The 20,767-nt window shown below is 67.1% G+C and carries 22 protein-coding genes; 11 read left to right on the top strand and 11 right to left on the bottom strand.

The features are described from left to right. Window positions 1-151: 151 nt before the first annotated feature. The 4 genes from potA to IAE58_RS15165 all read left to right on the top strand — a co-directional run bounded on the left by potA (window position 152) and on the right by IAE58_RS15165 (window position 4,487). Window positions 152-1,288 (top strand): polyamine ABC transporter ATP-binding protein, encoded by a 1,137-nt coding sequence (gene potA, locus IAE58_RS15180; protein WP_108771407.1) that lies wholly within the window; start codon window positions 152-154, stop codon window positions 1,286-1,288. Then, a complete protein-coding gene (locus IAE58_RS15175) occupies window positions 1,285-2,217 on the top strand; it encodes an ABC transporter permease subunit (protein ID WP_108752662.1) in 933 nt (310 codons plus the stop codon). Before potA ends, IAE58_RS15175 begins: the two co-directional genes overlap by 4 nt. Continuing rightward, window positions 2,214-3,056 carry an ABC transporter permease subunit gene (locus IAE58_RS15170; protein ID WP_108752663.1) on the top strand — a complete coding sequence of 281 codons (843 nt, stop codon included), beginning with the start codon at window positions 2,214-2,216 and terminating at the stop codon, window positions 3,054-3,056. The genes IAE58_RS15175 and IAE58_RS15170 overlap by 4 nt, the downstream gene beginning before the upstream one ends. Window positions 3,057-3,122: 66 nt before the next feature. Continuing rightward, a complete protein-coding gene (locus tag IAE58_RS15165) occupies window positions 3,123-4,487 on the top strand; it encodes an NAD-dependent succinate-semialdehyde dehydrogenase (RefSeq protein ID WP_199934599.1) in 1,365 nt (454 codons plus the stop codon). Between the two features lie 116 nt (window positions 4,488-4,603). On the opposite strand, the gene IAE58_RS15160 is transcribed toward IAE58_RS15165, so the two are convergent. The 9 genes from IAE58_RS15160 to IAE58_RS15120 form a co-directional block, all read right to left on the bottom strand. Continuing rightward, the gene (locus tag IAE58_RS15160; RefSeq protein ID WP_108752665.1) at window positions 4,604-5,626 is read right to left on the bottom strand and encodes a magnesium and cobalt transport protein CorA; all 1,023 of its coding nucleotides are present in this window, start codon (window positions 5,624-5,626) and stop codon (window positions 4,604-4,606) included. A 6-nt stretch (window positions 5,627-5,632) separates the two neighbouring features. Continuing rightward, window positions 5,633-6,871 carry a DUF4105 domain-containing protein gene (locus tag IAE58_RS15155; protein WP_199934598.1) on the bottom strand — a complete coding sequence of 413 codons (1,239 nt, stop codon included), beginning with the start codon at window positions 6,869-6,871 and terminating at the stop codon, window positions 5,633-5,635. After that, a complete protein-coding gene (locus tag IAE58_RS15150; protein WP_199934597.1) occupies window positions 6,868-7,749 on the bottom strand; it encodes a transporter associated domain-containing protein in 882 nt (293 codons plus the stop codon). Before IAE58_RS15150 ends, IAE58_RS15155 begins: the two co-directional genes overlap by 4 nt. A gap of 64 nt (window positions 7,750-7,813) precedes the next feature. After that, on the bottom strand, window positions 7,814-8,416 hold the full coding sequence (locus IAE58_RS15145; protein ID WP_233615056.1) for a hypothetical protein: 603 nt from the start codon (window positions 8,414-8,416) through the stop codon (window positions 7,814-7,816). 14 nt (window positions 8,417-8,430) lie between these two features. Further along, on the bottom strand, window positions 8,431-9,042 hold the full coding sequence (locus tag IAE58_RS15140; protein WP_199934596.1) for a hypothetical protein: 612 nt from the start codon (window positions 9,040-9,042) through the stop codon (window positions 8,431-8,433). Window positions 9,043-9,089: 47 nt separating this feature from the next. Further along, window positions 9,090-9,575 (bottom strand): rRNA maturation RNase YbeY, encoded by a 486-nt coding sequence (ybeY, locus tag IAE58_RS15135; protein WP_108749149.1) that lies wholly within the window; start codon window positions 9,573-9,575, stop codon window positions 9,090-9,092. Next, window positions 9,572-10,558 (bottom strand): PhoH family protein, encoded by a 987-nt coding sequence (locus IAE58_RS15130; protein WP_108752669.1) that lies wholly within the window; start codon window positions 10,556-10,558, stop codon window positions 9,572-9,574. Before IAE58_RS15130 ends, ybeY begins: the two co-directional genes overlap by 4 nt. 350 nt (window positions 10,559-10,908) lie before the next feature. Then, a complete protein-coding gene (gene miaB / locus IAE58_RS15125; protein WP_199934625.1) occupies window positions 10,909-12,327 on the bottom strand; it encodes a tRNA (N6-isopentenyl adenosine(37)-C2)-methylthiotransferase MiaB in 1,419 nt (472 codons plus the stop codon). A gap of 125 nt (window positions 12,328-12,452) precedes the next feature. Beyond that, window positions 12,453-13,073 carry a glutathione S-transferase family protein gene (locus IAE58_RS15120; protein ID WP_108755838.1) on the bottom strand — a complete coding sequence of 207 codons (621 nt, stop codon included), beginning with the start codon at window positions 13,071-13,073 and terminating at the stop codon, window positions 12,453-12,455. 83 nt (window positions 13,074-13,156) lie between these two features. On the opposite strand from IAE58_RS15120, the gene IAE58_RS15115 reads away from it, so the two are divergent. The 7 genes from IAE58_RS15115 to IAE58_RS15085 all read left to right on the top strand — a co-directional run bounded on the left by IAE58_RS15115 (window position 13,157) and on the right by IAE58_RS15085 (window position 19,212). Next, window positions 13,157-14,125, top strand: a complete 969-nt coding sequence (locus tag IAE58_RS15115; RefSeq protein ID WP_199934624.1) for a WYL domain-containing protein — start codon at window positions 13,157-13,159, stop codon at window positions 14,123-14,125. Window positions 14,126-14,171: 46 nt separating this feature from the next. Then, a complete protein-coding gene (locus tag IAE58_RS15110) occupies window positions 14,172-15,095 on the top strand; it encodes a lytic transglycosylase domain-containing protein (protein ID WP_199934623.1) in 924 nt (307 codons plus the stop codon). Window positions 15,096-15,284: 189 nt separating this feature from the next. Then, window positions 15,285-15,905, top strand: a complete 621-nt coding sequence (petA, locus tag IAE58_RS15105) for a ubiquinol-cytochrome c reductase iron-sulfur subunit (RefSeq protein ID WP_199934622.1) — start codon at window positions 15,285-15,287, stop codon at window positions 15,903-15,905. Then, entirely contained in the window at window positions 15,905-17,164 is a 1,260-nt protein-coding gene (locus tag IAE58_RS15100) for a cytochrome bc complex cytochrome b subunit (protein ID WP_108752673.1), read from the top strand. Before petA ends, IAE58_RS15100 begins: the two co-directional genes overlap by 1 nt. Continuing rightward, window positions 17,157-17,906, top strand: coding sequence for a cytochrome c1 (locus IAE58_RS15095; protein WP_199934621.1), 750 nt, complete (start codon window positions 17,157-17,159; stop codon window positions 17,904-17,906). The genes IAE58_RS15100 and IAE58_RS15095 overlap by 8 nt, the downstream gene beginning before the upstream one ends. Before the next feature lie 133 nt (window positions 17,907-18,039). Beyond that, a complete protein-coding gene (locus tag IAE58_RS15090) occupies window positions 18,040-18,675 on the top strand; it encodes a glutathione S-transferase N-terminal domain-containing protein (RefSeq protein ID WP_075674863.1) in 636 nt (211 codons plus the stop codon). Between the two features lie 84 nt (window positions 18,676-18,759). Further along, window positions 18,760-19,212: a ClpXP protease specificity-enhancing factor gene (locus IAE58_RS15085; RefSeq protein ID WP_108752675.1), complete on the top strand. Its 453-nt coding sequence runs from the start codon at window positions 18,760-18,762 to the stop codon at window positions 19,210-19,212. 70 nt (window positions 19,213-19,282) lie between these two features. On the opposite strand, the gene IAE58_RS15080 is transcribed toward IAE58_RS15085, so the two are convergent. Together IAE58_RS15080 and IAE58_RS15075 are read right to left on the bottom strand one after the other, a co-directional pair. Then, window positions 19,283-19,633, bottom strand: coding sequence for a DUF3301 domain-containing protein (locus tag IAE58_RS15080; protein WP_108761676.1), 351 nt, complete (start codon window positions 19,631-19,633; stop codon window positions 19,283-19,285). Between the two features lie 67 nt (window positions 19,634-19,700). After that, entirely contained in the window at window positions 19,701-20,645 is a 945-nt protein-coding gene (locus tag IAE58_RS15075) for a DUF2272 domain-containing protein (protein ID WP_233615062.1), read from the bottom strand. Window positions 20,646-20,767: the final 122 nt, after the last annotated feature.

Genomic DNA, 20,767 nt, shown 5'->3' with positions numbered 1-20,767 from the left:
CCGCGGCCCCCCCCCCCCCCGCGGCGCGCGCCGCCCCCCCCCCGGCGAGCGCAGCGGCCAGGCCCGCCGCCCGCCACACCCCGTCATACCGCCATCGCCCCCCGGCCGGTAGAATGGCAGCCGCTGTCCACCGCCCGCTCCCGGAGCCCCCATGCCCGTTGAAGCCCAGCCGGAAGCCGCCGCCGTTGATACGGCCAGCGCGCCCGGCTATCTGTCCATTCGTGATCTGCGCAAGGAATTCGATGGCTTCATCGCCGTCGACGACGTCAACCTGGACGTGCGCAAGGGCGAGATCTTCGCCCTGCTCGGCGGATCGGGCAGTGGCAAATCGACCCTGCTGCGCTGCCTGGGCGGCTTCGAAACCCCCACCAAGGGCAGCATCACCCTGGATGGGCAGCGGCTGGACGCGCTGCCGCCGTACCAGCGGCCGGTCAACATGATGTTCCAGTCCTATGCGCTGTTCCCGCACATGACGGTAGAGCAGAACATCGCCTTCGGCCTGAAGCAGGACGGCCTGGACAAGGCCGCCATCGCCCGGCGCGTGGGCGAGATGCTGGAACTGGTGCAGATGGGCCACCTGGGCAAGCGCAAGCCACACCAGCTGTCCGGTGGCCAGCAGCAGCGGGTGGCGCTGGCACGGTCGCTGGCCAAGGGGCCGAAGCTGCTGTTGCTGGACGAGCCGATGGGCGCGCTGGACAAGAAGCTGCGCTCGCAGATGCAGCTGGAACTGGTCAGCATCATCGAATCGTCGGGCGTGACCTGCGTGATGGTCACCCACGACCAGGAAGAGGCCATGACCATGGCCACCCGCATCGCGGTGATGGATGCCGGCTGGATCCAGCAGGTCGGCAAGCCCGACGAGGTCTACGAACAGCCGGCCAACCGCTTCGTGGCCGGCTTCATCGGTTCGGTGAACCTGTTTGACGGGGTGATCGACGAGGATCTGCCCGAGTACGTGACCGTGCGTTCGCCGCTGTTCCCGGCGCCGGTCTACATCGCCCATGGCATCACCTGTTACGAAGGGCAGCCGGTCGCGTTCGCGCTGCGCCCGGAAAAGGTCATGATCGGCAAAGACGAGCCGGAAGGGCACACCAACAAGGCGCAGGGCGTGATCGAGGACATCGCCTACTTCGGCAGTCACTCGGTGTACCACGTGCGTCTGCCCAGTGGTGCCAAGGTGCTGGCCAACTTCGCCAACTCGCAGCGCTGGGCCAGCGATGGCCTGACCTGGGGCGATCAGGTCTGGGTGCACTGGCGCGACAACGACGGCGTGGTGCTGACCTCATGAGCGCGGCGGGCCTGAAGCGCTGGCTGCCGGGCACGCGTGCCACGGTCATCGGCATTCCCTACCTGTGGCTGCTGCTGTTCTTCGCGGTGCCGTTCCTGATCGTACTGATGATCAGTTTCTCGCACAGCCGGGTCGGCTCGCCGCCGTATACCTGGCTGCTGCAGTACGTAGATGGCGCGTTCTCGCTGAAGCTGAACCTGGAAAACTACCTGGCGCTGTTCCGCGATTCGATCTATGCCCAGGCCTTTCTCAGTTCGATCAAGATCGCGGCGATCTCCACCTTCCTCACCCTGCTGATCGGCTATCCGATGGCCTATGCCATCGCCCGCCTGTCGCCGGCCGCGCGCAACGTGGCGATGATGCTGGTGGTGCTGCCGTCGTGGACCTCGTTCCTGATCCGCGTGTATGCCTGGAAGGCGATCCTGGACCGCAACGGCCTGCTCGACCAGTTCCTGCAGTTCACCGGCCTGCAATCGCTGATGACCAGCATGGGCCTGCCCAAGCTGCAACTGATCGATACGCCCACAGCGGCCTACATTGGCATCGTTTACTGCTACCTGCCGTTCATGGTGCTGCCGTTGTACGCCAACCTGGTCAAGCATGACCACCGCCTGCTGGAAGCGGCCTACGACCTGGGCGCCAAGCCCTGGCAGGCGTTCCTGCGCATCACCCTGCCGTTGTCGAAGGCGGGCATCATCGCCGGCTGCATGCTGGTGATGATTCCGGCGGTGGGTGAATTCGTGATTCCGGAAATGCTGGGCGGTTCGGAGACGCTGATGGTCGGCCGCCAGCTGTGGAACGAGTTCTTCAACAACCGCAACTGGCCCGGTGCCTCGGCCATGGCCGTGGCGATGATCGTGCTGCTGCTGGTGCCGATCCTGTGGTTCAACCGTTCCCAGCAGCGCCTGCTGGAAGGGAAGCAGGCATGAGCCCGCGTACCGCCAAGGGCCTGGGGCTGGGCGTGCTGCTGCTCGGCTTCGCCTTCCTGTACCTGCCGATCCTGCTGTTGATGTTCTATTCGTTCAACAGCTCGCGGCTGGCGATGGTCTGGGCCGGGTTCTCCACCCGCGCCTACGGTGATCTGTTCGCCGACCGCGCGCTGATGGAGGCGATGTGGACCAGCCTGGTGGTGGCGTTCTGGACCGCCTGTACCGCCACCGTGCTGGGCACCCTGGCAGCGATGGTGATGACCCGCTTCAAGCGCTTCCGTGGCAAGCCGGTGTTCGGTGCGCTGGTCACTGCGCCGCTGGTCATGCCCGATGTCATCCTGGGGTTCTCGCTGATGGCCCTGCTGGCCTCGATGGGCGCCATTCCCGGCTTCCCGGCCCGTGGCCTGGCCACCATCTGGATCGCGCACGTCACCTTCACCCTGTGCTTTGTCACCGTGGTGGTGTCCTCGCGCCTGCAGGAAATGGATCTGTCGCTGGAAGAAGCGGCGATGGACCTGGGCGCCAGCCGACTGACCGTGTTTACCCGCATCACCCTGCCGATCATCGCCCCGGCGCTGGTGGCCGGCTGGCTGCTGGCGTTCACCCTGTCGCTGGATGACGTGGTGGTGGCCAGCTTTGTCGCCACGCCAGGTTCGACCACGCTGCCGATGAAGGTGTTTGCCTCGGTGCGCATGGGCATCAGCCCGAAAATCAATGCCCTGGCCACCCTGCTGGTGTCAGCCGTGTCGATTGCTGCGGTGATTGGCTGGTACATCAACGCGCGTGCGGAAAAGCGCCGCCAGCGCGACCTGCAGCTGGCCCGCCAGGACAACGGCTGAGGCCGCAGCCACGCCCGGCTCACGGGCGCCGGCGCACAATGGGGGTCACCCTGATGGAGACCCCCCATGACCGTCGAGATCGTCGATCCGGCCACCGGCCAGGTGACCTACCGCCATGAACTGATGGGCGCTGCCGATATCGAGCAGCGCCTGCAGGCCGCCGCCGATGCCTTCCGCGGCTGGGCCCAGCGGTCGCTGCAGGAACGCGGCGCCATCCTGCGCCAGATTGCCGCGCAGCTGCGCAGCCGCCGCGACGACCTGCAGCAGGCGATGACCCACGAGATGGGCAAGCTCAAGGCCGAGGCCCTGGCCGAGGTGGACAAGTGCGCGGCGGCCTGCGAGTACTACGCCGACCACGCAGCGGATTACCTGAAGCCGCAGCTGATCGACACCGAAGCACAGCGCAGCTACGTGCGCTACGAGCCGATCGGCTGCGTGTTCGCGGTGATGCCGTGGAACTTCCCGATCTGGCAGGTGTTCCGCTTCCTGGCGCCGGCGTTCATGGCCGGCAACGTGGCCCTGCTCAAGCACGCCAGCAACGTGCCGCAGTGTGCCGACCTGATCCTGGCGGTGTGCCGTGACGGCGGCCTGCCGGACGGTGTGTTCGACGTGCTGCACATCGACAACGACCAGGCTGCCGAGGTGCTGCGCGATGCACGGGTGAAGGCCGTTACCCTGACCGGCAGCGAGCGGGCAGGGCGCTCGATCGCGTCCAACGCAGGCAGCCAGTTGAAGAAGTCGGTGATGGAACTGGGCGGCAGCGATGCCTTCGTGGTGCTCGACGATGCCGACCTGGACAAGGCGGTGGCGGCGGCAGTGAAGTCGCGCTTCGACAACAGTGGCCAGACCTGCATTGCCGCCAAGCGCTTCATTGTGGTGAATGCCGTGGCCGATGAGTTCACCCGTCGTTTCGTCGAAGCGGCGGGGGAACGGCAGTACGGCGATCCCGATACGCGCGGCACGACGCTGGCGCCGATGGCGCGCGCCGACCTGCGCGATGAGCTGCACAAGCAGGTGCAGGCCAGCGTGGGCAAGGGCGCGCGCGTTCTGTTGGGCGGCGAACCGATTGCCGGTACGCATGCCGGTTACCCGGCCACCGTGCTGGACCAGGTGGGCCCGGGCATGCCGGCTTACGACGAGGAACTGTTCGGGCCGGTGGCGGCGGTGATCCGCGTGGCCGACGAGGACGAGGCCCTGCGCGTGGCCAACGACACCCGTTTCGGCCTGGGCGGCAGCGTATGGACGCGCGATCCGGTGCGCGGCGAATCCTTCGCCCAGCGCATGGAATGCGGCGCCGCCTTCGTCAATGCCATCGTCAAGAGCGATGCGCGACTGCCGTTCGGCGGCAGCAAACAATCCGGTTTCGGCCGCGAACTGGCCGACCACGGCATCCATGAGTTCATGAACATCAAGACCGTCTACGTGGCCTGATACCCCGCTTCTGTAGAGTCGAGCTTGCTCGACTGCTGTTGCGCCCTTGTAGAGTCGAGCTTGCTCGACTGCTCTGCGAACAGCAGTCGAGCAAGCTCGACTCTACGAAATGCGGGTCACAACCATTTGGCGCGCTTGAACAAGCGGTACAACCCCACGCATACCGCGCCCACGCCGACGATCATCAACGGGTAGGCCCACGGCTGGTTCAACTCGGGCATGTGGCTGAAGTTCATGCCATACCAACTGGTGATCAGGGTCGGCGCGGCCAGCAGTGCCGCCCATGCACCCAGGCGCTTCACCGTTTCGCCCTGCGCCAGCGTCACCAGTGACAGGTTCACGCTCAACGCGGTGCCCAGCATTTCGCGCAGGGTGTCGATCACATCGCTGATGCGCACGGCGTGGTCGTGCACGTCGCGCACATACAGCTTCACTTCGTCGGGAATCAGATCGCCCTGGTAACGGCGCAGCTGGGCCAGCACATCCTGCAGCGGCGCCACCGCCATGCGCATCTTGTTCAGTTCGCGCTTCAGCTCGTACAGCCGCACCACCGTGCTGCGCTTGTAGCTCTCGGCGAAGATGTCCTTCTCCAGCAGCTCCAGCGTGTCGCGGAAGCGATTGGTGATGGGCAGGTAGTTGTCCACCACGAAGTCGGTCACCGCATACAGGCAGTACGAGGGGCCCATCTTCAGCAGCTGCGGCTCGCGCTCCACGCGGGCGCGCACCGGGGCGTAGGACAGCGAGGCACCGTGGCGCACGGTCACCAGGAAGCGCGGGCCCAGGAAAGCGTGGGTTTCGCCGTACTGGATGCGCTCGTCCACCATCTGCGCGGTGGTCACCACCACGAACAGGGAATTGCCGTAGGCCTCGACCTTGGGCCGCTGGTGTGCGTTGCGTGCGTCTTCGATGGCCAGGTCATGCAGGCAGAATTCTTCCTGCAGTTTCAGCAGCACGGCGTCGGCCGGATCGTACAGACCCACCCAGACGAAGCCGTTGCCACTCGCGATCACATCGCTGATCGCATCCAGGCTGATGTCGTGGCGGATGCCCTGGTCATCGTAGTGAACGCAGTTGATGACACAGGCAGGGTTGGCCGAAGCGGCCGTAGAAGCAGGGGCGGGCAATGACATGCCCGCCATCGTGCGTCACTGCGCCGTGTGGGACAAGTGAGGACGACGCCCCAGCACCCAGGCCAGGGCCACGTGCACCGGCAGCAGAAGGACGATCCACTGCACGTTGTACTGCGCCTGCAGGCTCAGCCAGTGCAGTACCAGAGCGGCTACCGACTGCGCGGCCAGCAACCACAGCACCACGCTGAACACGCGACCCGGCACGCGCCTGCGCAGCAGGGCGATGGCGCCCGGCAGCAGCAGCACCGCCAGCGGCGACAGCAGCAGCAGGTTGCGGTTGGCCCAGGCGGCGTAGTGGATGCTGAAGCCCCACAGGAACACCAGCAGGCCGCCGGCGATCGTGCACAGCAGCCACAGCGGCAGGGCCAGGCCGGCCAGCAGGCGCGGGCGCTGGCGCAGGGCCACGATGCCTGCGGCGGCCAGCAGGCCACACAGCAGCCACGGCCACCAGCGCCGCGACGATTCCTTCGGTTCGGCGGCAATGCGGTGCGGCAGCAGTTCCTGCTCGCTCTGTACCAGCGGGCGGCCATCACTGTTGCGCACCTGGCGCAGGGCATCGGCCAGGCGCATCGGCACGAACGCTTCCTGCCAGCGCGACAGCGGCTGGTCGGCAAACGGGCCCAGACCGATGTCGAAGCCCAGCCACATCCACGGCGCCGGCGAGGCCAAGCGCACCGATTCACTGCGGTAGGTGTTGCCGCGCGAGCGCCCCGACAGCTGCGCATGCAGGCCGCCGCCCAGGGCCTTGTCCAGGGTGTCGCGCACCATGGTGGCGCAGTTGGCGGTGTAGTAATCGTAGTGGTAGCGCGCGTTTTCCGGCTTGGCCCGCTCGGCCAGGCCATCGGCCAGGGCCCGCCCCTGGTCCGGGCGCAGGTCCAGCCACTGCACGCTGGCCCCGCGTCCGGTCTCGTCGTAGTAGGACAGGTCCTGCTGCAGCGGCAGCGCCACCAGGTAGTACATCATCTCGCCGCGCACGAAGCGGCTGATGAAATCCTGTTCGGACGGATCGAAATAGCCGAAGTTGTAGGACGTGGCCGCACCACTGACCGGGTCCAGCACCACGATGGCGTCGTGGCCGAAGCGTTCGAAGAACACCGTGCCCGGCTGCATGGTCACCACGCCGATACGCGGAGACGCTGCGTCCGCAGCCGCCTCGGGAACCGCGGCGGCCTGCGCGAAGGCCGACCCTGGCAGTGCCAGGGCCAGCGTGCACAGCGCCAGCCATGCCAGCATCAACAGGCCGCGGCGCTTCAAGCGTCGTCCTGCGCGTCCGGCGGCAGCACGGTCACATGGAAGGCCTGCACCCGGCGCGCGTCGGCACGCGCCACGCGGAACATGAAGCGGTCCAGCGCCAGTTCGTCGCCCACTTCCGGCAGGTGGCCCACGGCCTCGGTCACCAGGCCGCCGATGGTGTCGTAGTCCTCATCGGAGAAGGTGGCACCAAAGCGTTCGTTAAAATCGCCGATCGGGGTCAGCGCGTCCACCACGTACTGGCCATCGGCCTGGATGGCGATCTGCGCCGAGGGGTCTTCGGCTTCGTCGTGCTCGTCGTCGATATCGCCGACGATCTGTTCCAGCACGTCTTCGATGGTGACCAGACCGGCCACGCCACCGTATTCGTCCACCACCATCGCCATGTGGTTGCGCGACAGGCGGAATTCCTTCAGCAGCACGTTGAGCTTCTTGGCCTCGGGAATCAGCACCGCCGGCCGCAGCAGTTCGCGCACGTTGGCCGGGCCGTTGTCGGCCACCACGCCGCGCAGCAGGTCCTTGGCCAGCAGGATGCCAAGGATGTCGTCCTTGTTCTCGCCATGCACCGGGAAGCGCGAATGGCCCGATTCGACCACCTGCTTCATCAGTTCCAGGAAGGGCGCCTCGACCGGCAGCGAGACCATCTGCGAACGCGAAATCATCACGTCGCCCACGGTCAGCTCGGCCACCGAAATGGCGCCTTCCATCATCTTCAGGGTATCGGCGGCGATCAGCCCTTCGTCCTGCGCGGTGTGCAGCACGGCCACCAGCTCGTCGCGGGTATGGGGTTCGCCGGAGAAGGCGGCCGTCAGGCGTTCCAGCCAGCCGCGCTTCTTTTCATTGGGCTCCTGCGGGGAGCTACTACTGTCGTCTTCAGACATCTCTGGAAAAAGGGCACCCGGAAACCCGGGCGTTGGCCCCAGTCTAGCAGGATGTGGGGGCCTTTCAGTGACCGCTGGCTGCGTCGCCGGGGGCCTCGTCTTCGGCCGGCAGGTCCAGGCTGTAGGTGCAGCCGGCCAGGGTCCGGCCGGGGTGGCTGGCCACCGTGGACACGCTCAGGATGATCGATTCGATCTGCGCCTCGCCGGTCTTCGGGTCGGTGACATCGCGGCTGACCACTTCGCGGCCGGCCATGAACTTGCCGCCCTGGTCGTAACCGGTTTCCAGCGCCAGGCGGGTGGCCAGCGGGTGCGGGTCGGCCTGGTCCAGCACGGCCATCACGCTGGCCCCGGCCACCGCGATGTGGTCGGTCTGCTGCCCGAACACGGTGATCGGGTTGGCCAGGCGGAACTCGGTCATGAACTGGTTGGCCTGCGGCAGCGGCTGCAGGCCGTTGGCCACGGCCTTCAACGGGTCGGCCAGCAGCGGCGCCAGTGCGGCATGGTCGGCCACGCCCTGGCGGCATTCGATCAGTGCGGGCAGGTCCAGCGGTGCCGCCGAGGCGGTGGCGGCAAGGGAGGCAAGCAGCAGGGGCAGGGCAGTACGCAGCAGCACAGGCAAAGGGTCCGCAATGGAGGATGCCCGGCCATGGTAGCGGCCGGACTCCATCCTGTCCGTAGGGCTCAGCCCTGCGGTACGCGGCCCAGCAGGGTCTGCGCACGCCGCAGCGTAAGCCGGGCCAGCGCGCGCAGTGCCATCAGGGGCAGGGTCAGCATGACCGCGACCATGGCCAGATGGACCAGTTGCATCATCTCGCTCAGTGCAATCTGCAGCACACCCGGTTGCAGCAGCCAGGCCGGCATGTCCGCAGCGTCGATCCGCTTGACCGCGACTACGTAGACCGCGGCAAGTACGAACAGCGCGCACAGCTGGGTACGCGTGGCGTGGAAGAACGACAGGCTGCTGCTGGCCCGCCCCAGGCGATGCTGCAGCACCACGCGCCAGCACACCGGCGCGGAGAACGCGCCGATCAGGACCAGCACCATCGATGTGGCCCACAGCGTGGGCGTACTGCTGGCCGGTCCCGGACCGCCCAGCAGATGCGGCCCCACATTGCCCAGCACCACCGCAGCCAGCAGGCTGGCCGGGCACAGCAGGGCCAGCGTACGCAGCAGCCAGTGCCGTCCATCCGGGTGGCGGGCGCTGACCCGGCGCAGCACGTTGGCGGCCACGACCAGCAGCAGGGCAAAGATCGCACTTCCGGCCAGGAACGGCCCCATGTCGCCCATCATCATCCTTGTCTCCGGGGTGGTTGTCGCTGCAGGGTAGCGCGATCGGTGGTTCAGCGCTCGCCGGCGTAGGGATCGTCGATGCCCAGCTCGGCCAGGATCTCGCGCTCCAGCTGTTCCATCGCCTCGGCTTCCTTGTCGTCCTCGTGGTCCCAGCCCAGCAGATGCAGCACGCCATGCACGGTCAGGTGCGCGTAGTGCGCGTTCAGCGCCTTGCCCTGTTCGTCGGCCTCGCGCGCCACCACAGGTGCGCAGATCACCAGATCACCCAGCAGCGGGAACTTCACCCCCTTGGGCAGGCCTTCGGGCAGCTCGGCGGGGAAGCTGAGCACGTTGGTGGCGTAATCCTTGCCACGGTAATGGCGGTTCAGCGACTGCCCTTCCTTGGCATCGACGACGCGGATGGCCAGGTCGGCTTCGCGGATGCGGCCCTTCAATGCCGCCGCCACCCATTTGCGGAAACTGACGGCGGCCGGCAGGCCGGTGCGGGGCAGCGCATAGCTGATGGCGACATCCAGTCGCACGGGACCTTTGGTCATGGGGTGGCTCCGGGTTGGATCTGGTGCAGGTCGCGGCGGTCGTAGGCACTGACGATGCGGGCCACCAGCGGGTGGCGCACCACGTCGCGCGCTTCGAAGAAGGTGAAGCTGACACCGTCAACGTCACGCAGCACGTCGATGGCATCGCGCAGGCCCGATTTCACGTGCTTGGGCAGGTCGGTCTGGGTCAGGTCGCCGGTCACCACGGCGGTGGAACCAAAGCCCAGGCGGGTCAGGAACATCTTCATCTGTTCGATGGTGGTGTTCTGCGCCTCATCCAGGATCACGAACGCATCGTTCAGCGTGCGGCCGCGCATGTAGGCCAGCGGCGCGATCTCGATCACGTTCTTTTCCAGCAGCTTCACCACTTTTTCCACGCCCAGCATTTCGTACAGGGCGTCGTACAGCGGGCGCAGGTAGGGATCGACCTTCTGTGACAGGTCGCCGGGCAGGAAACCCAGCTTCTCGCCGGCTTCCACCGCCGGGCGCACCAGGATCAGCCGCTGCACGCGCGATTCGTTCAGCGCTTCCACCGCGCTGGCCACGGCCAGGAAGGTCTTGCCGGTACCGGCCGGGCCGATGCCGAAGTTGATGTCGTGGGTGGTGATCTGGTGCAGGTAGCGGGCCTGGTTGGCGCCGCGGCCACGCACCGTGCCACGCTTGACCTTGATCGCCACCTCCTGCGCTTCGTACGCGCGCTCGGCGATCTGGTCCAGGTTGGCCTTGGCCAGGCGCAGGTGGATGGCGTGGTTGTCGAAGGTGGTCTCGGCCGTCTCGGCGTACAGCGCTTCAATCAGCTTCTGCGCTTCGGCGGTGGCTTCGTCGCGGCCGCTGATGCGGAACACGAAGCCGCGGTTGGCGATCTCCACGCCGAGCTTCAGCTCGATCTGGCGCAGGTGCCCATCGAAGGGGCCGGACAGGTTGGCCAGTCGCTCGGTGTCTTCCGGCGACAGGGTGAAATCTCGATGCTCGATGCTTTTCATTGCAGAGGGTGGGGCGGGTTCGCCGTCCACCGCGGTGGGTCAGGGAAGACAAGGGTAGCGCGCGGACGGGCGGGGCGACAGTTCTCCACACCGGGTGTGGATCGGCGCCGCAGAAAGCTGTGGACAAGTGGGTGCGGTGCCCGCCCCGCAACGCCTGTGAAGCGCTGGTGAAAAATGTGCCAGGCAACAACGGGGTCAGATCCCCAAAGGGGCTCTGACCCCATCGATGGGGCCCCGGTGGGGGGGGGCCCCCGGGGGGGGGCCCCCCCCCCCCACCCCCCCCCCCCCCCCCCCCCCCACCCAATCGTGGGGGCCCGGGGGGGTGCCGACCGTTGGTCGGCACACCTCCCTTACTCCGCCACCACCCGCGCGCGCAGCGAATTGGTCAGCGCTTCGGTGATCACCACATCCACGAACTGGCCGATCAGGCGCGCTGGCGCCGGGAAGTTCACCGAGCGCATGTTCTCGGTCTTGCCGGTCAACTCGTTCGGGTTCTTGCGCGACGGGCCTTCCACCAGCACGGTCTGCACCGTGCCGACCATCTTTTCGGAGATGCTGGCCGCGTGCGCATTGATGCGTTCCTGCAGGCGCGACAGGCGCGCGTGCTTTTCCGCATCGCTGATCGTGTCCTCCAGGTCGGCCGCCGGCGTGCCCGGGCGGCGCGAATAGATGAAGGAGAAGCTGTGGTCGAATCCGATGTCCTCGATCAGCTTCATGGTCTTCTCGAAATCGGCATCGGTCTCGCCGGGGAAACCGACGATGAAGTCCGAGCTGATCGAGATGTCCGGGCGCACGGCGCGCAGCTTGCGGATCTTCGACTTGAATTCCAGCGCGGTATAGCCGCGCTTCATCGCCGACAGCACGCGGTCGCTGCCGGCCTGCACCGGCAGGTGCAGGAAGTTGGCCAGCTGCGGCACGTCGCGGAACGCATCGACCAGCGAATCGCTGAACTCCAGCGGGTGCGAGGTGGTGAAGCGGATGCGGCCAACGCCATCGATCTCGGCGATGGTGCGGATCAGCAGGCCCAGGTCGGCAAACTCACCATCGCCATACGGGCCACGGTAGGCGTTGACGTTCTGGCCGAGCAGGTTGATCTCGCGCACGCCCTGTGCGGCCAGCTGGGCCACTTCCACCACCACGTCCTCGAACGGGCGGCTGACCTCGGTGCCGCGGGTGTAGGGCACCACGCAGAACGAGCAGTACTTGGAACAGCCTTCCATGATCGACACGAACGCAGACGCACCTTCGGCGCGCGGTTCGGGCATGCGGTCGAACTTCTCGATCTCGGGGAAGCTGATGTCCACCTGTGGGCGCTGCTGTTCGCGGCGGGCACGGATCAGTTCGGGCAGGCGGTGCAGGGTCTGCGGGCCGAACACCAGATCGACGAACGGGGCGCGCTTGATGATCGCTTCGCCTTCCTGCGACGCCACGCAGCCACCCACGCCGATGATGACCTCGCGGCCCTTGTTCTTCAGGCCCTTCCATACGCCCAGTTGGCTGAACACCTTCTCCTGCGCCTTTTCGCGGATGGAGCAGGTGTTGACCAGGATGACGTCGGCGTCTTCCGGGCGGTCGGTCAGTTCCAGGCCATCGCTGGCGGCGAGCACGTCGGCCATTTTGGCCGAGTCGTACTCGTTCATCTGGCAACCGTGGGTCTTGATGTACAGCTTGCCTTTCACCTGGTCGGGCTTGCGCGGACCAGTGGGCAGGGCAACGAGCGGGGTACCGCCCGGCGTGGCGGGCGGAAAGACGTCTGGCGTCCCGGTCATGGCGCTTAATCCATTCGGGTGGCGGGAAAGGCGGCAATTCTACCCGCATCCCGCACCGCCCGCCGGTAGCGCCAGGCCATGCCCGGCGGAATTCATCCACGCATGGCGTGGGTCTACCGCCCCCGTCAGGCCGCCACCAGCTCCGCGTCGATCTGCCGCGAGCGATCAAACGCGGTCAGTTCCGCCATGCGGGCGATGAACGCGGCCGTGGCCGGCGCCGGCTTCACCAGGCCGAACGCGGTGGTCCACTGCAGCGCGTTGCCCCACAGCACGTCGGCGGCACTCATGGTGTCACCCAGCAGGTACGGCCCCTGCGCCAGCTGGGCCTCGATCACCTGCAGCACGGTGTCGGCATCGTTGTAGGGCGAGAACGCGTGCGGCGGCGGGTCGCGGTGCATCGCGCGGTCGATCATCGCCGGTTCGAAGCAGGCCCCATAGAAGGCCATCCAGCGCAGGTAGGGGCCACGCAGGGCATCGCCGATCGGCGGCGCCAGCCCGGCTTCCGGGTACAGGTCGGCCAGGTACAGATAGATGGCCACCTGTTCGGTCACCAGCGCGCCGTCATGGACGATGGCCGGCACCTTGCCCATCGGGTTGATGGCCAGGTAGGCCGGGGCCAGGTTGGCGCCGGCCTTCAGGTCCAGCACGTGCAGGCGGTAGTCCGCCCCCAGCGCTTCCAGCAGGGCCACAGCGCCGCTCGAGCGTGAACGGGCGGCGTGGTAGAGGGTGATCAGGCGTGAGGACATGGTGGTGCTCCTTGCAGTAAGAGGGGTGAACCGTGGGGCCATGCTGGGGCACAATCGCGGACGACTTCTGTCCTTGATCCTTCATGCGCCATACCGCCCATCGACTGCTGCGCCTGATCGCCCTGCTGCAGGCCCGACGCCACTGGTCGGGCGCCGAGCTGGCCGAGCGCATGGGCGTGGACCGGCGCAGTATCCGCCGCGACATCGAGCGCCTGCGCGAGCTGGGCTACCCGGTACAGGCCTCGGCCGGGGTCGGCGGCGGCTACCGGTTGGGCTCAGGCGCCCCGGTGCTGCCCATGCTGCTGGATGAGGAAGAGGCGACCACCCTGGCTATTGCCCTGCGTGCGGCCTCGGCCACGGTGTCCGGCATCGACGACACCGCGCGCGGCCTGCTGTCCAAGCTCGACCCCCTGGTGCCGACCCGGCGCCGCCAGCAGGCCGGTGAAGTACACGCCGCCACCGCCACGCTGAACGAGCTGCCAGCCACCGACGCGCGCCTGCTGGGGCGGCTGGCCCAGCACTGCCGGCAGGCCTCGCGGCTGGCCTTCGAGTACCGCAGCGCACAGGACGTGGTCACCCAGCGCCAGGTCGAGGCCCAGCATCTGGTGAACTACGGCCGGCGCTGGTACCTGCTGGCCTGGGACGTGGGACGGCAGGACTGGCGCACCCTGCGGGTGGACCGGATGGGGGCGGTGCAGGCGCTGGCCGAACCCGGCCTGCATCGGCGCACACCGGCGCCGCCGGACGTGATGGTGCGCCAAGCCGTCAGCCAGGCGCCGTTCGCCCTGCAGGCCACCCTGCGCCTGGCCGGCAGCCAGGCCGAGCTGGAAAGTCGCATTCCGCCCTGGTGCGGGGTGCTGGAGGCCGATGGGCCGCAGCACTGCCTGCTGCGCATGGGCGCAGAGAGCCGCGGCATGATGCTGGCGCAGATCCTCAGCCTGGACCGCCTGCCGCTGGCGCTGTGGACCACCCCGGAAACGCTGCGGCAGGAACTGGCCGAGCGGTTGGGCGGGTTGAGCCAACTGCTGGCTGTGCCGGCGGTCACGGACTGAGCCGTGGCGCTTGGCAAGGCCCGGCGAAGCTGGGACACTCGCGCCCATGAAGGGGAGACTGGGGATAACGGCGATCATCATCGCTGCGCTGACCGCTGCGCCGGCCAGCGCCGGCACCCTGTACAAGTGCGAAGGCGCTGACGGGGTCACCAGCTATGTCAGCAAGCGGGTGGCCGGTGCGCGCTGCACCACCATCAGCTACACGCGTCAGCCCAGTCGTCCAACACGCCCGGTCGCGCCAGCACCCACGCCCACGCCCACGCCCACGCCTGCCGCCGCGCCGGTGGCGGTGGCCAGCGCCGAGCGTAATCCGGTCGCCGTGGCCGCCAGTGCCGCCAGCCCGGCCGTTGCCCCCACCACAGCACCTGCGGCCACGCCGCGCGCGGGCCGCACGGTCAGCGGCCAGGTCTATTCGTACATGAAGGACGGGGTTCGCCACTACACCAGTGCGCGGCCAGCGCAGGTGGCCAGCCTGGGGCCGGTGCGGACCATCCGCTACAGCTTCATCGAACGCTGCTACGCCTGCGGGGTCAATCCGCGCGTCGATTTCGGCAGCGTGCGGCTCAACACGACCTCGTTCCAGACCGAGATCGCGTCGGCCGCACGTGAGTTCGGCGTGGAAGAAGCCATCGTGCGCGCGATCATCCATGCCGAATCGGCCTACAACCCCACCGCGCTCAGCCGCGCCGGCGCGCAGGGGCTGATGCAGCTGATGCCGCCCACCGCGGCGCGCTTCGGTGTCGCCGATTCCTACGATGCCAGCCAGAACATCCGTGGCGGCGTGCAGTATCTGGCGTGGCTGCTGAAGCGCTTCAACGGCGACCTGACCCTGGCCGCCGCCGGCTACAACGCCGGCGAGGGCGCTGTCGACCGCCATGGCGGCGTCCCCCCGTACAGTGAAACCCAGTACTACGTGCGCCGGGTCGGCCAGCTGGCCGATCGCTACCGCACGGCATTGACAAAGCAGTAGGTGCCGACCGTTGGTCGGCACGCCTTCGGTAGGTGCCGACTGGCTGTCGGCACACGTTCAAGATTTTGTTGCACCGCGTTGTGTGGCGCGCGACGGTTCCGCTACACTCGACCACGATTCAATGCGGCTCTGGCCCCCACCGGATCCGCTGGCAGCCTTAAAGCTACCTAATCAATATCGGAGTGCCGGATGGCCAACGATGGGGTATACGATCCAGTCAACACCGGACGTCGGCGTTTTCTTACTGCCACCACTGCCGTGGTGGGTGCCGTCGGCGTCGGCTTCACCGCTGTTCCTTTCATCAAGTCCTGGAACCCCAGTGCCCGTGCCAAGCTTGCCGGCGCACCGGTGGTGGCCGACATCAGCGCGCTGCAGGAAGGCCAACGCCTGATCGTGGAGTGGCGCGGCCAGCCCATCTGGATCGTCAAGCGCTCCAAGGCCATCCTGGATGCGCTGCATGGGCTCGATGGCCGCCTGAAGGATCCCGAATCGGGCGAGAGGGACCAGCAGCCCGAGTACGTGCTGAAGCAGAACCCCGAGCTGCGTTCGATCAAACCGGAAATCTCGGTGCTGGTCGGGCTGTGCACGCACCTGGGCTGTTCGCCGGAAATGGTCGCCGAGATCCGCCCTGAACCCTACGATCCGCAGTGGAAGGGCGGCTACTTCTGCCCCTGCCACAAGTCGCGCTTCGACATGTCCGGCCGCGTGTTCAAGGACGTGCCGGCGCCGATCAACCTGCTGGTGCCACCGCACCACTACCAGGACGACAACACCGTCATCATCGGTGTCGATCCGCAGGGGGCTGCCTGATGAGCAACATCCTCAGCCGTACCGCCAGCGGCGTGGCCGACTGGGTCAATGCGCGCGCGCCCGGCCTGATGCCGGTCTACCGCAAGCATGTCAGCGAATACTACGCGCCGAAGAACTTCAACATCTGGTACTACTTCGGTTCGCTGGCGCTGCTGATCCTGGTCAACCAGATCGTTACCGGCATCTTCCTGACCATGCACTACAAGACGAACGCCGCCGAAGCGTTCGCCTCCATCGAATACATCATGCGTGATGTGGAATGGGGCTGGCTGATCCGCTACATGCATTCCACCGGGGCCTCGCTGTTCTTCATCGTGGTCTACCTGCACATGTTCCGCGGCCTGCTGTACGGCAGTTACCAGAAGCCGCGCGAACTGGTGTGGATCCTGGGCATGCTGATCTACCTAGTGCTGATGGCCGAAGCCTTCATGGGCTACGTGCTGCCCTGGGGCCAGATGTCGTTCTGGGGTGCCAAGGTCATCATCTCGCTGTTCGGCGCCATCCCGGTCATCGGCAACGGCCTGACCGAATGGATCATGGGCGATTACCTGCCCAGCGATGCCACGTTGAACCGCTTCTTCGCCCTGCACGTGATCGCCCTGCCGCTGGTGCTGCTGCTGCTGGTGGTGCTGCACCTGGGCGCGCTGCACGAAGTGGGCTCGAACAATCCCGATGGCGTGGAGATCAAGAAGGGGCCCAAGGGCAACCGCTGGTCGCCGAACGCGCCGGCCGATGGCATTCCGTTCCATCCGTACTACACGCTGAAGGATGGCGTCGGCGTCGGCTTCCTGCTGGTCATCGCCGCCTTCATCATCTTCTTCGCCCCGGCCTTCGGCGGTCTGTTCCTGGAACACGACAACTTCACCGAGGCCAACCGGCTGGTCACGCCCGAACACATCAAGCCGGTCTGGTACTACACGCCGTACTACGCCATGTTGCGCGTGGTGCCCAACAAGCTGGGCGGCGTGCTGGTGATGTTCTCGGCCATCGCGATCCTGTTCCTGGTGCCGTGGCTGGACCGCGCGCGGGTCAAGTCCTACCGCTACCGCGGCCTGCTGTCGAAGGTGCTGCTGGGGGTGTTCGCCGTGTGCTTCGTGTGGCTGGGGGTGATCGGCTCCGGCCCGGGCACCGACGCGCACGAAACCTATGTCGGGCGGGTGCTGACCTTCCTGTACTTCGCGTTCTTCATCACCATGCCGCTATGGACAAGGCTGGACAAGACCAAGCCGGTACCGGAAAGGGTGACCACGCATGACTGAGCGCTGGATGGTCCGGTTGGCCCTGATGGCCGCCCTGGTGCTGGGCAGCAGCCTGGCCAACGCCGCCGAAGGTGGCGCCAAACTGCTGCAGGCCGGCAACGATCTGGGTGACCGCGCGTCGCTGCAGCGCGGCGCGCAGTTGTACATGAACTACTGTTCCGGCTGCCACGCGCTGAAGTACCTGCGCTATTCGCGCATGGGCCAGGACCTGGGCCTGAGTGAGGAAGAGGTGATGAACAACCTCAACTTCACCGGTTCGGCCATCGGCGATCCGGTGCCGGTGGCTATGCCCAAGGAGCAGGCCGAGAAATGGTTCGGCAAGATGCCGCCCGATCTCAGCCTGATTGCCCGCGTGCGTGGCAGCGACTGGATCTACACCTACCTGAAGTCCTTCTACCTGGACAGCAGCCGTCCGCTGGGCTGGAACAACACCGTGTTCCCCAATGCCTCCATGCCCAACCCGCTGTGGGAAATGCAGGGGCTGCAGCACGCGGTGCATGGCAAGGCCGAAGCGCCGGGCATGGACCCGCCGGTCACCGGCCTGCGCATCGACAGCCCCGGCAGCGTGGATGCCGGGCAGTACGACCAGGCCGTGCGCGACATCACCAACTTCCTGGAATACGCCGGCGAACCGGCCGCGCTGAAGCGCCAGCAGCTGGGCGTATGGGTGATCCTGTTCCTGGCCCTGCTGACCTTCCTGCTGTATCTGCTGAAGAAGGAATACTGGAAGGACGTGCATTGAGCCGGGCGGGGCATTGCCTCAGGCCTATTGGCTTTTGTGATGCCCGGTTGCACACTCGGGCAGGAGTCGACCACCGGCAAGGGGCTGGTGGCGCCGGTACGGCAGGCGGTCTCCTGTCGTGGGAGAGCCTTTGATGGCGGCGAGCGTACGCATGCGCAATACACTGACGCTGTTTTCCTCGAACGACGATGTCCTGTGCCATCGGGTGCGCCTGGTCCTGGCGGCCAAGGGCGTGACTTATGATTTCGTGCCGGTTGATCCGCAGAACCCGCCGGAAGACCTGATCGATCTCAATCCCTACCACTCGGTGCCCACCCTGGTAGAGCGCGAGCTGGTGCTGTACGCCGCCTCGGTGGTCAGTGAGTACCTGGATGAGCGCTACCCGCATCCGCCGCTGATGCCGGTCGATCCGCTGTCGCGTGCCCGCATCCGCCTGGCCATGCTGCGCATCGAGCACGACTGGGTGCCGCAGGTGCAGGCCATCCAGCTGGGCAACAAGACCCAGGCCGAGGCCGGCCGCAAGCGCCTGAAGGAACTGCTGACCGCATCGCTGCCGCTGTTCAAGGCCAGCAAGTTCTTCCTGAACCCGGAAATGAGCCTGGCCGACTGCGCGATGGCGCCCATCATCTGGCGCCTGCAGTCGCTGGACGTGCCGCTGCCCAAGGATGGCAAGGCCATCGAAGACTATGGCAACCGCATCTTCCGCCACCCCGGGTTCGTGCGCAGCCTGACCGATCAGGAAAAGAAGCTGCGCGACCTGCCGGTCTAGGCGATTGCCGCAGTTCCCGTCTGCACGCCTACCGGCGTGCCGTGATGCGCCCCGACAGGGGCGTCGTGCGCGTACACTTCACGCATGACCGACGACTTCTTCCACATGACCAGCCACCGCCCGTACCTGCTGCGGGCCCTGGTGGAATGGATCAACGACAACCAGCTGACCCCGCATATCCTGGTCGACGCCGGCGTGCCCGGCGTGCAGGTACCGCCTTCGGCCGTGAAGGATGGGCGCGTGGTGCTGAACATCGCCGAGCGTGCGGTGGTGCGGCTGATGATCGACAACGAGATGGTGAGCTTCTCGGCGCGCTTCTCCGGCACCAGCTACCCGGTGCAGGTGCCGATCAGCGCGGTGCTGGCCGTGTACGCCCGCGAAACCGGGCAGGGCATGGCACTGCCGGACGATATTCCCGGTGCCGAAGCGACCGCCGCCAGTGACGAGCCGCTGCACGAGGGCGACACGCCGCCGGACGACACGCCGCCGTCCAACCCGCCACCGAAGGGCCGTCCGACCCTGCGCGTGGTCAAATAAATGTGGGTGCCGACCGTTGGTCGGCACACTGCTGCCGCTGCGCTCGCCGGGCATGGCCCGGCGCTACCGCTTACACATCTTCGGCCTCATCCACATCCGCGCGGATCCTGCTGATCCGCGCCGCGCCCGGCCCCGTGAACGAAACGAGCTGATCGCCGCGCAGCACCATGCGCCCGACATGGCGATCGATGCCATCGTAGGAATACTCGAACTTGAAGGTGCGCTCGAAACCGAGCCGGCCATCCTCGCCGCGCGACAGGCGCAGGCCGGTGGCATGCACCGCCTGGTCCAGCCACTGCACATCGGCGGCACGGCAGGCATTGCGGCCCAACTCCACCGCACGCTCGGCGGCCGAACGCGCCGCGTTCCAGAAGAAATAGACGATACCGCCAACGATCAGCAACAACAGCAGGGTGGGCATGGCGTGGAATGTCTGGCGTCGATGCAGCCAAGATGGCGGCGAAGCGGGCCGGGATCAAGCGTGATCTTCAACGGCCAACGGGTGCTGCAGCGGGGGCGCTGGGGTAAGTAGGCGCGGCAGGTGCCGCAACATTCAGCTGCAGCAGCGCCGCCCAGTCCTGTCGATTGAAGCTGCACTCGTCTTCGCGCCCCGGCGTGCAGCTGGGGTCGATGCCGGTGGTGTCATGCGAGCGTGCTGGCGGCAGCTGGATGCGCCCGCTGCGATCCAGTTGCAGCAGGCGCATGGCCACGGTGTTCATCACGTTGCCGCCCACCAGGTACAGGGTCTGGTCGCCGCCCAGGTTGGCCGCCACCACGACTTCGCAATGCGATTTCCAGTGGCCCACTGAGCCGTTGCCCAGTGCCTGCACCAGCCCGCTGTAGCTGAGGGTGCTGCTGCGGTCGCGCAGGAAGCACAGCATGTCGCCGGGGGCGGGCTTGGCGGTGGCCGGGTCCAGCAGCCGGTACGGGCTGCCGGCCGGGCCGGCCTGATAGGCAGCGCGGATGTAGTCGATGTGGCGCGGCGAGGTGGTGAAGCCGGGCACCCCGGCGCGCACCATCACCCAGGAAATGAAGGCGGCCGACCACGGGTTGTCGACCAGGAAGGCGCGGCAGTCGCTGTCGGTGTAGCGCACCCCCAGGGGCGCCAGGCAGCTGCTGGCGCCGTCGATGCTGCCCATCGCGTTCAATGTGCCGCTGTCACGCCAGTAGGCGGCCACGCGTCGCCAGGCCACCAGGCCGTTGTCGGCCAGGTAGCCGCTCTCTGCCTCGGTGACGGTGAGGCTGGCAGCGCGGCCTTCGCGGTCGATGAAGGCGCGGTACCACAGCCGGTGTTCGTTGCAGGCCGCGTTGCGGATGGAGATCGCCAGCGGGCTCAGGCCATAGCGGGGTGGCACGTCGCAGGCTTCGGCGGCGGCGGCCGACAGCGGCGCGGCGGCCAGCAGCAGGCAGGCAGGCAACAGCATCCGGCGCATGCGCGGCTCCTGTGGGGGATGGCCGCAGCGTCGCAGTGCCGTCGTGAACGCAGGGTGGAACCGGCAGCCTCCGCCGGGGGGGGGGGGGGGGGGGGGGGGGGGGGGGGGGGCCCGGGCGCGGG

The organism is Stenotrophomonas sp. S49 (assembly GCF_016624905.1).
Classification (GTDB): Bacteria; Pseudomonadota; Gammaproteobacteria; order Xanthomonadales; family Xanthomonadaceae; genus Stenotrophomonas.
Note: the sequence above shows the minus strand (reverse complement) of the source record. Positions and strands in the feature narration are given on the sequence as shown.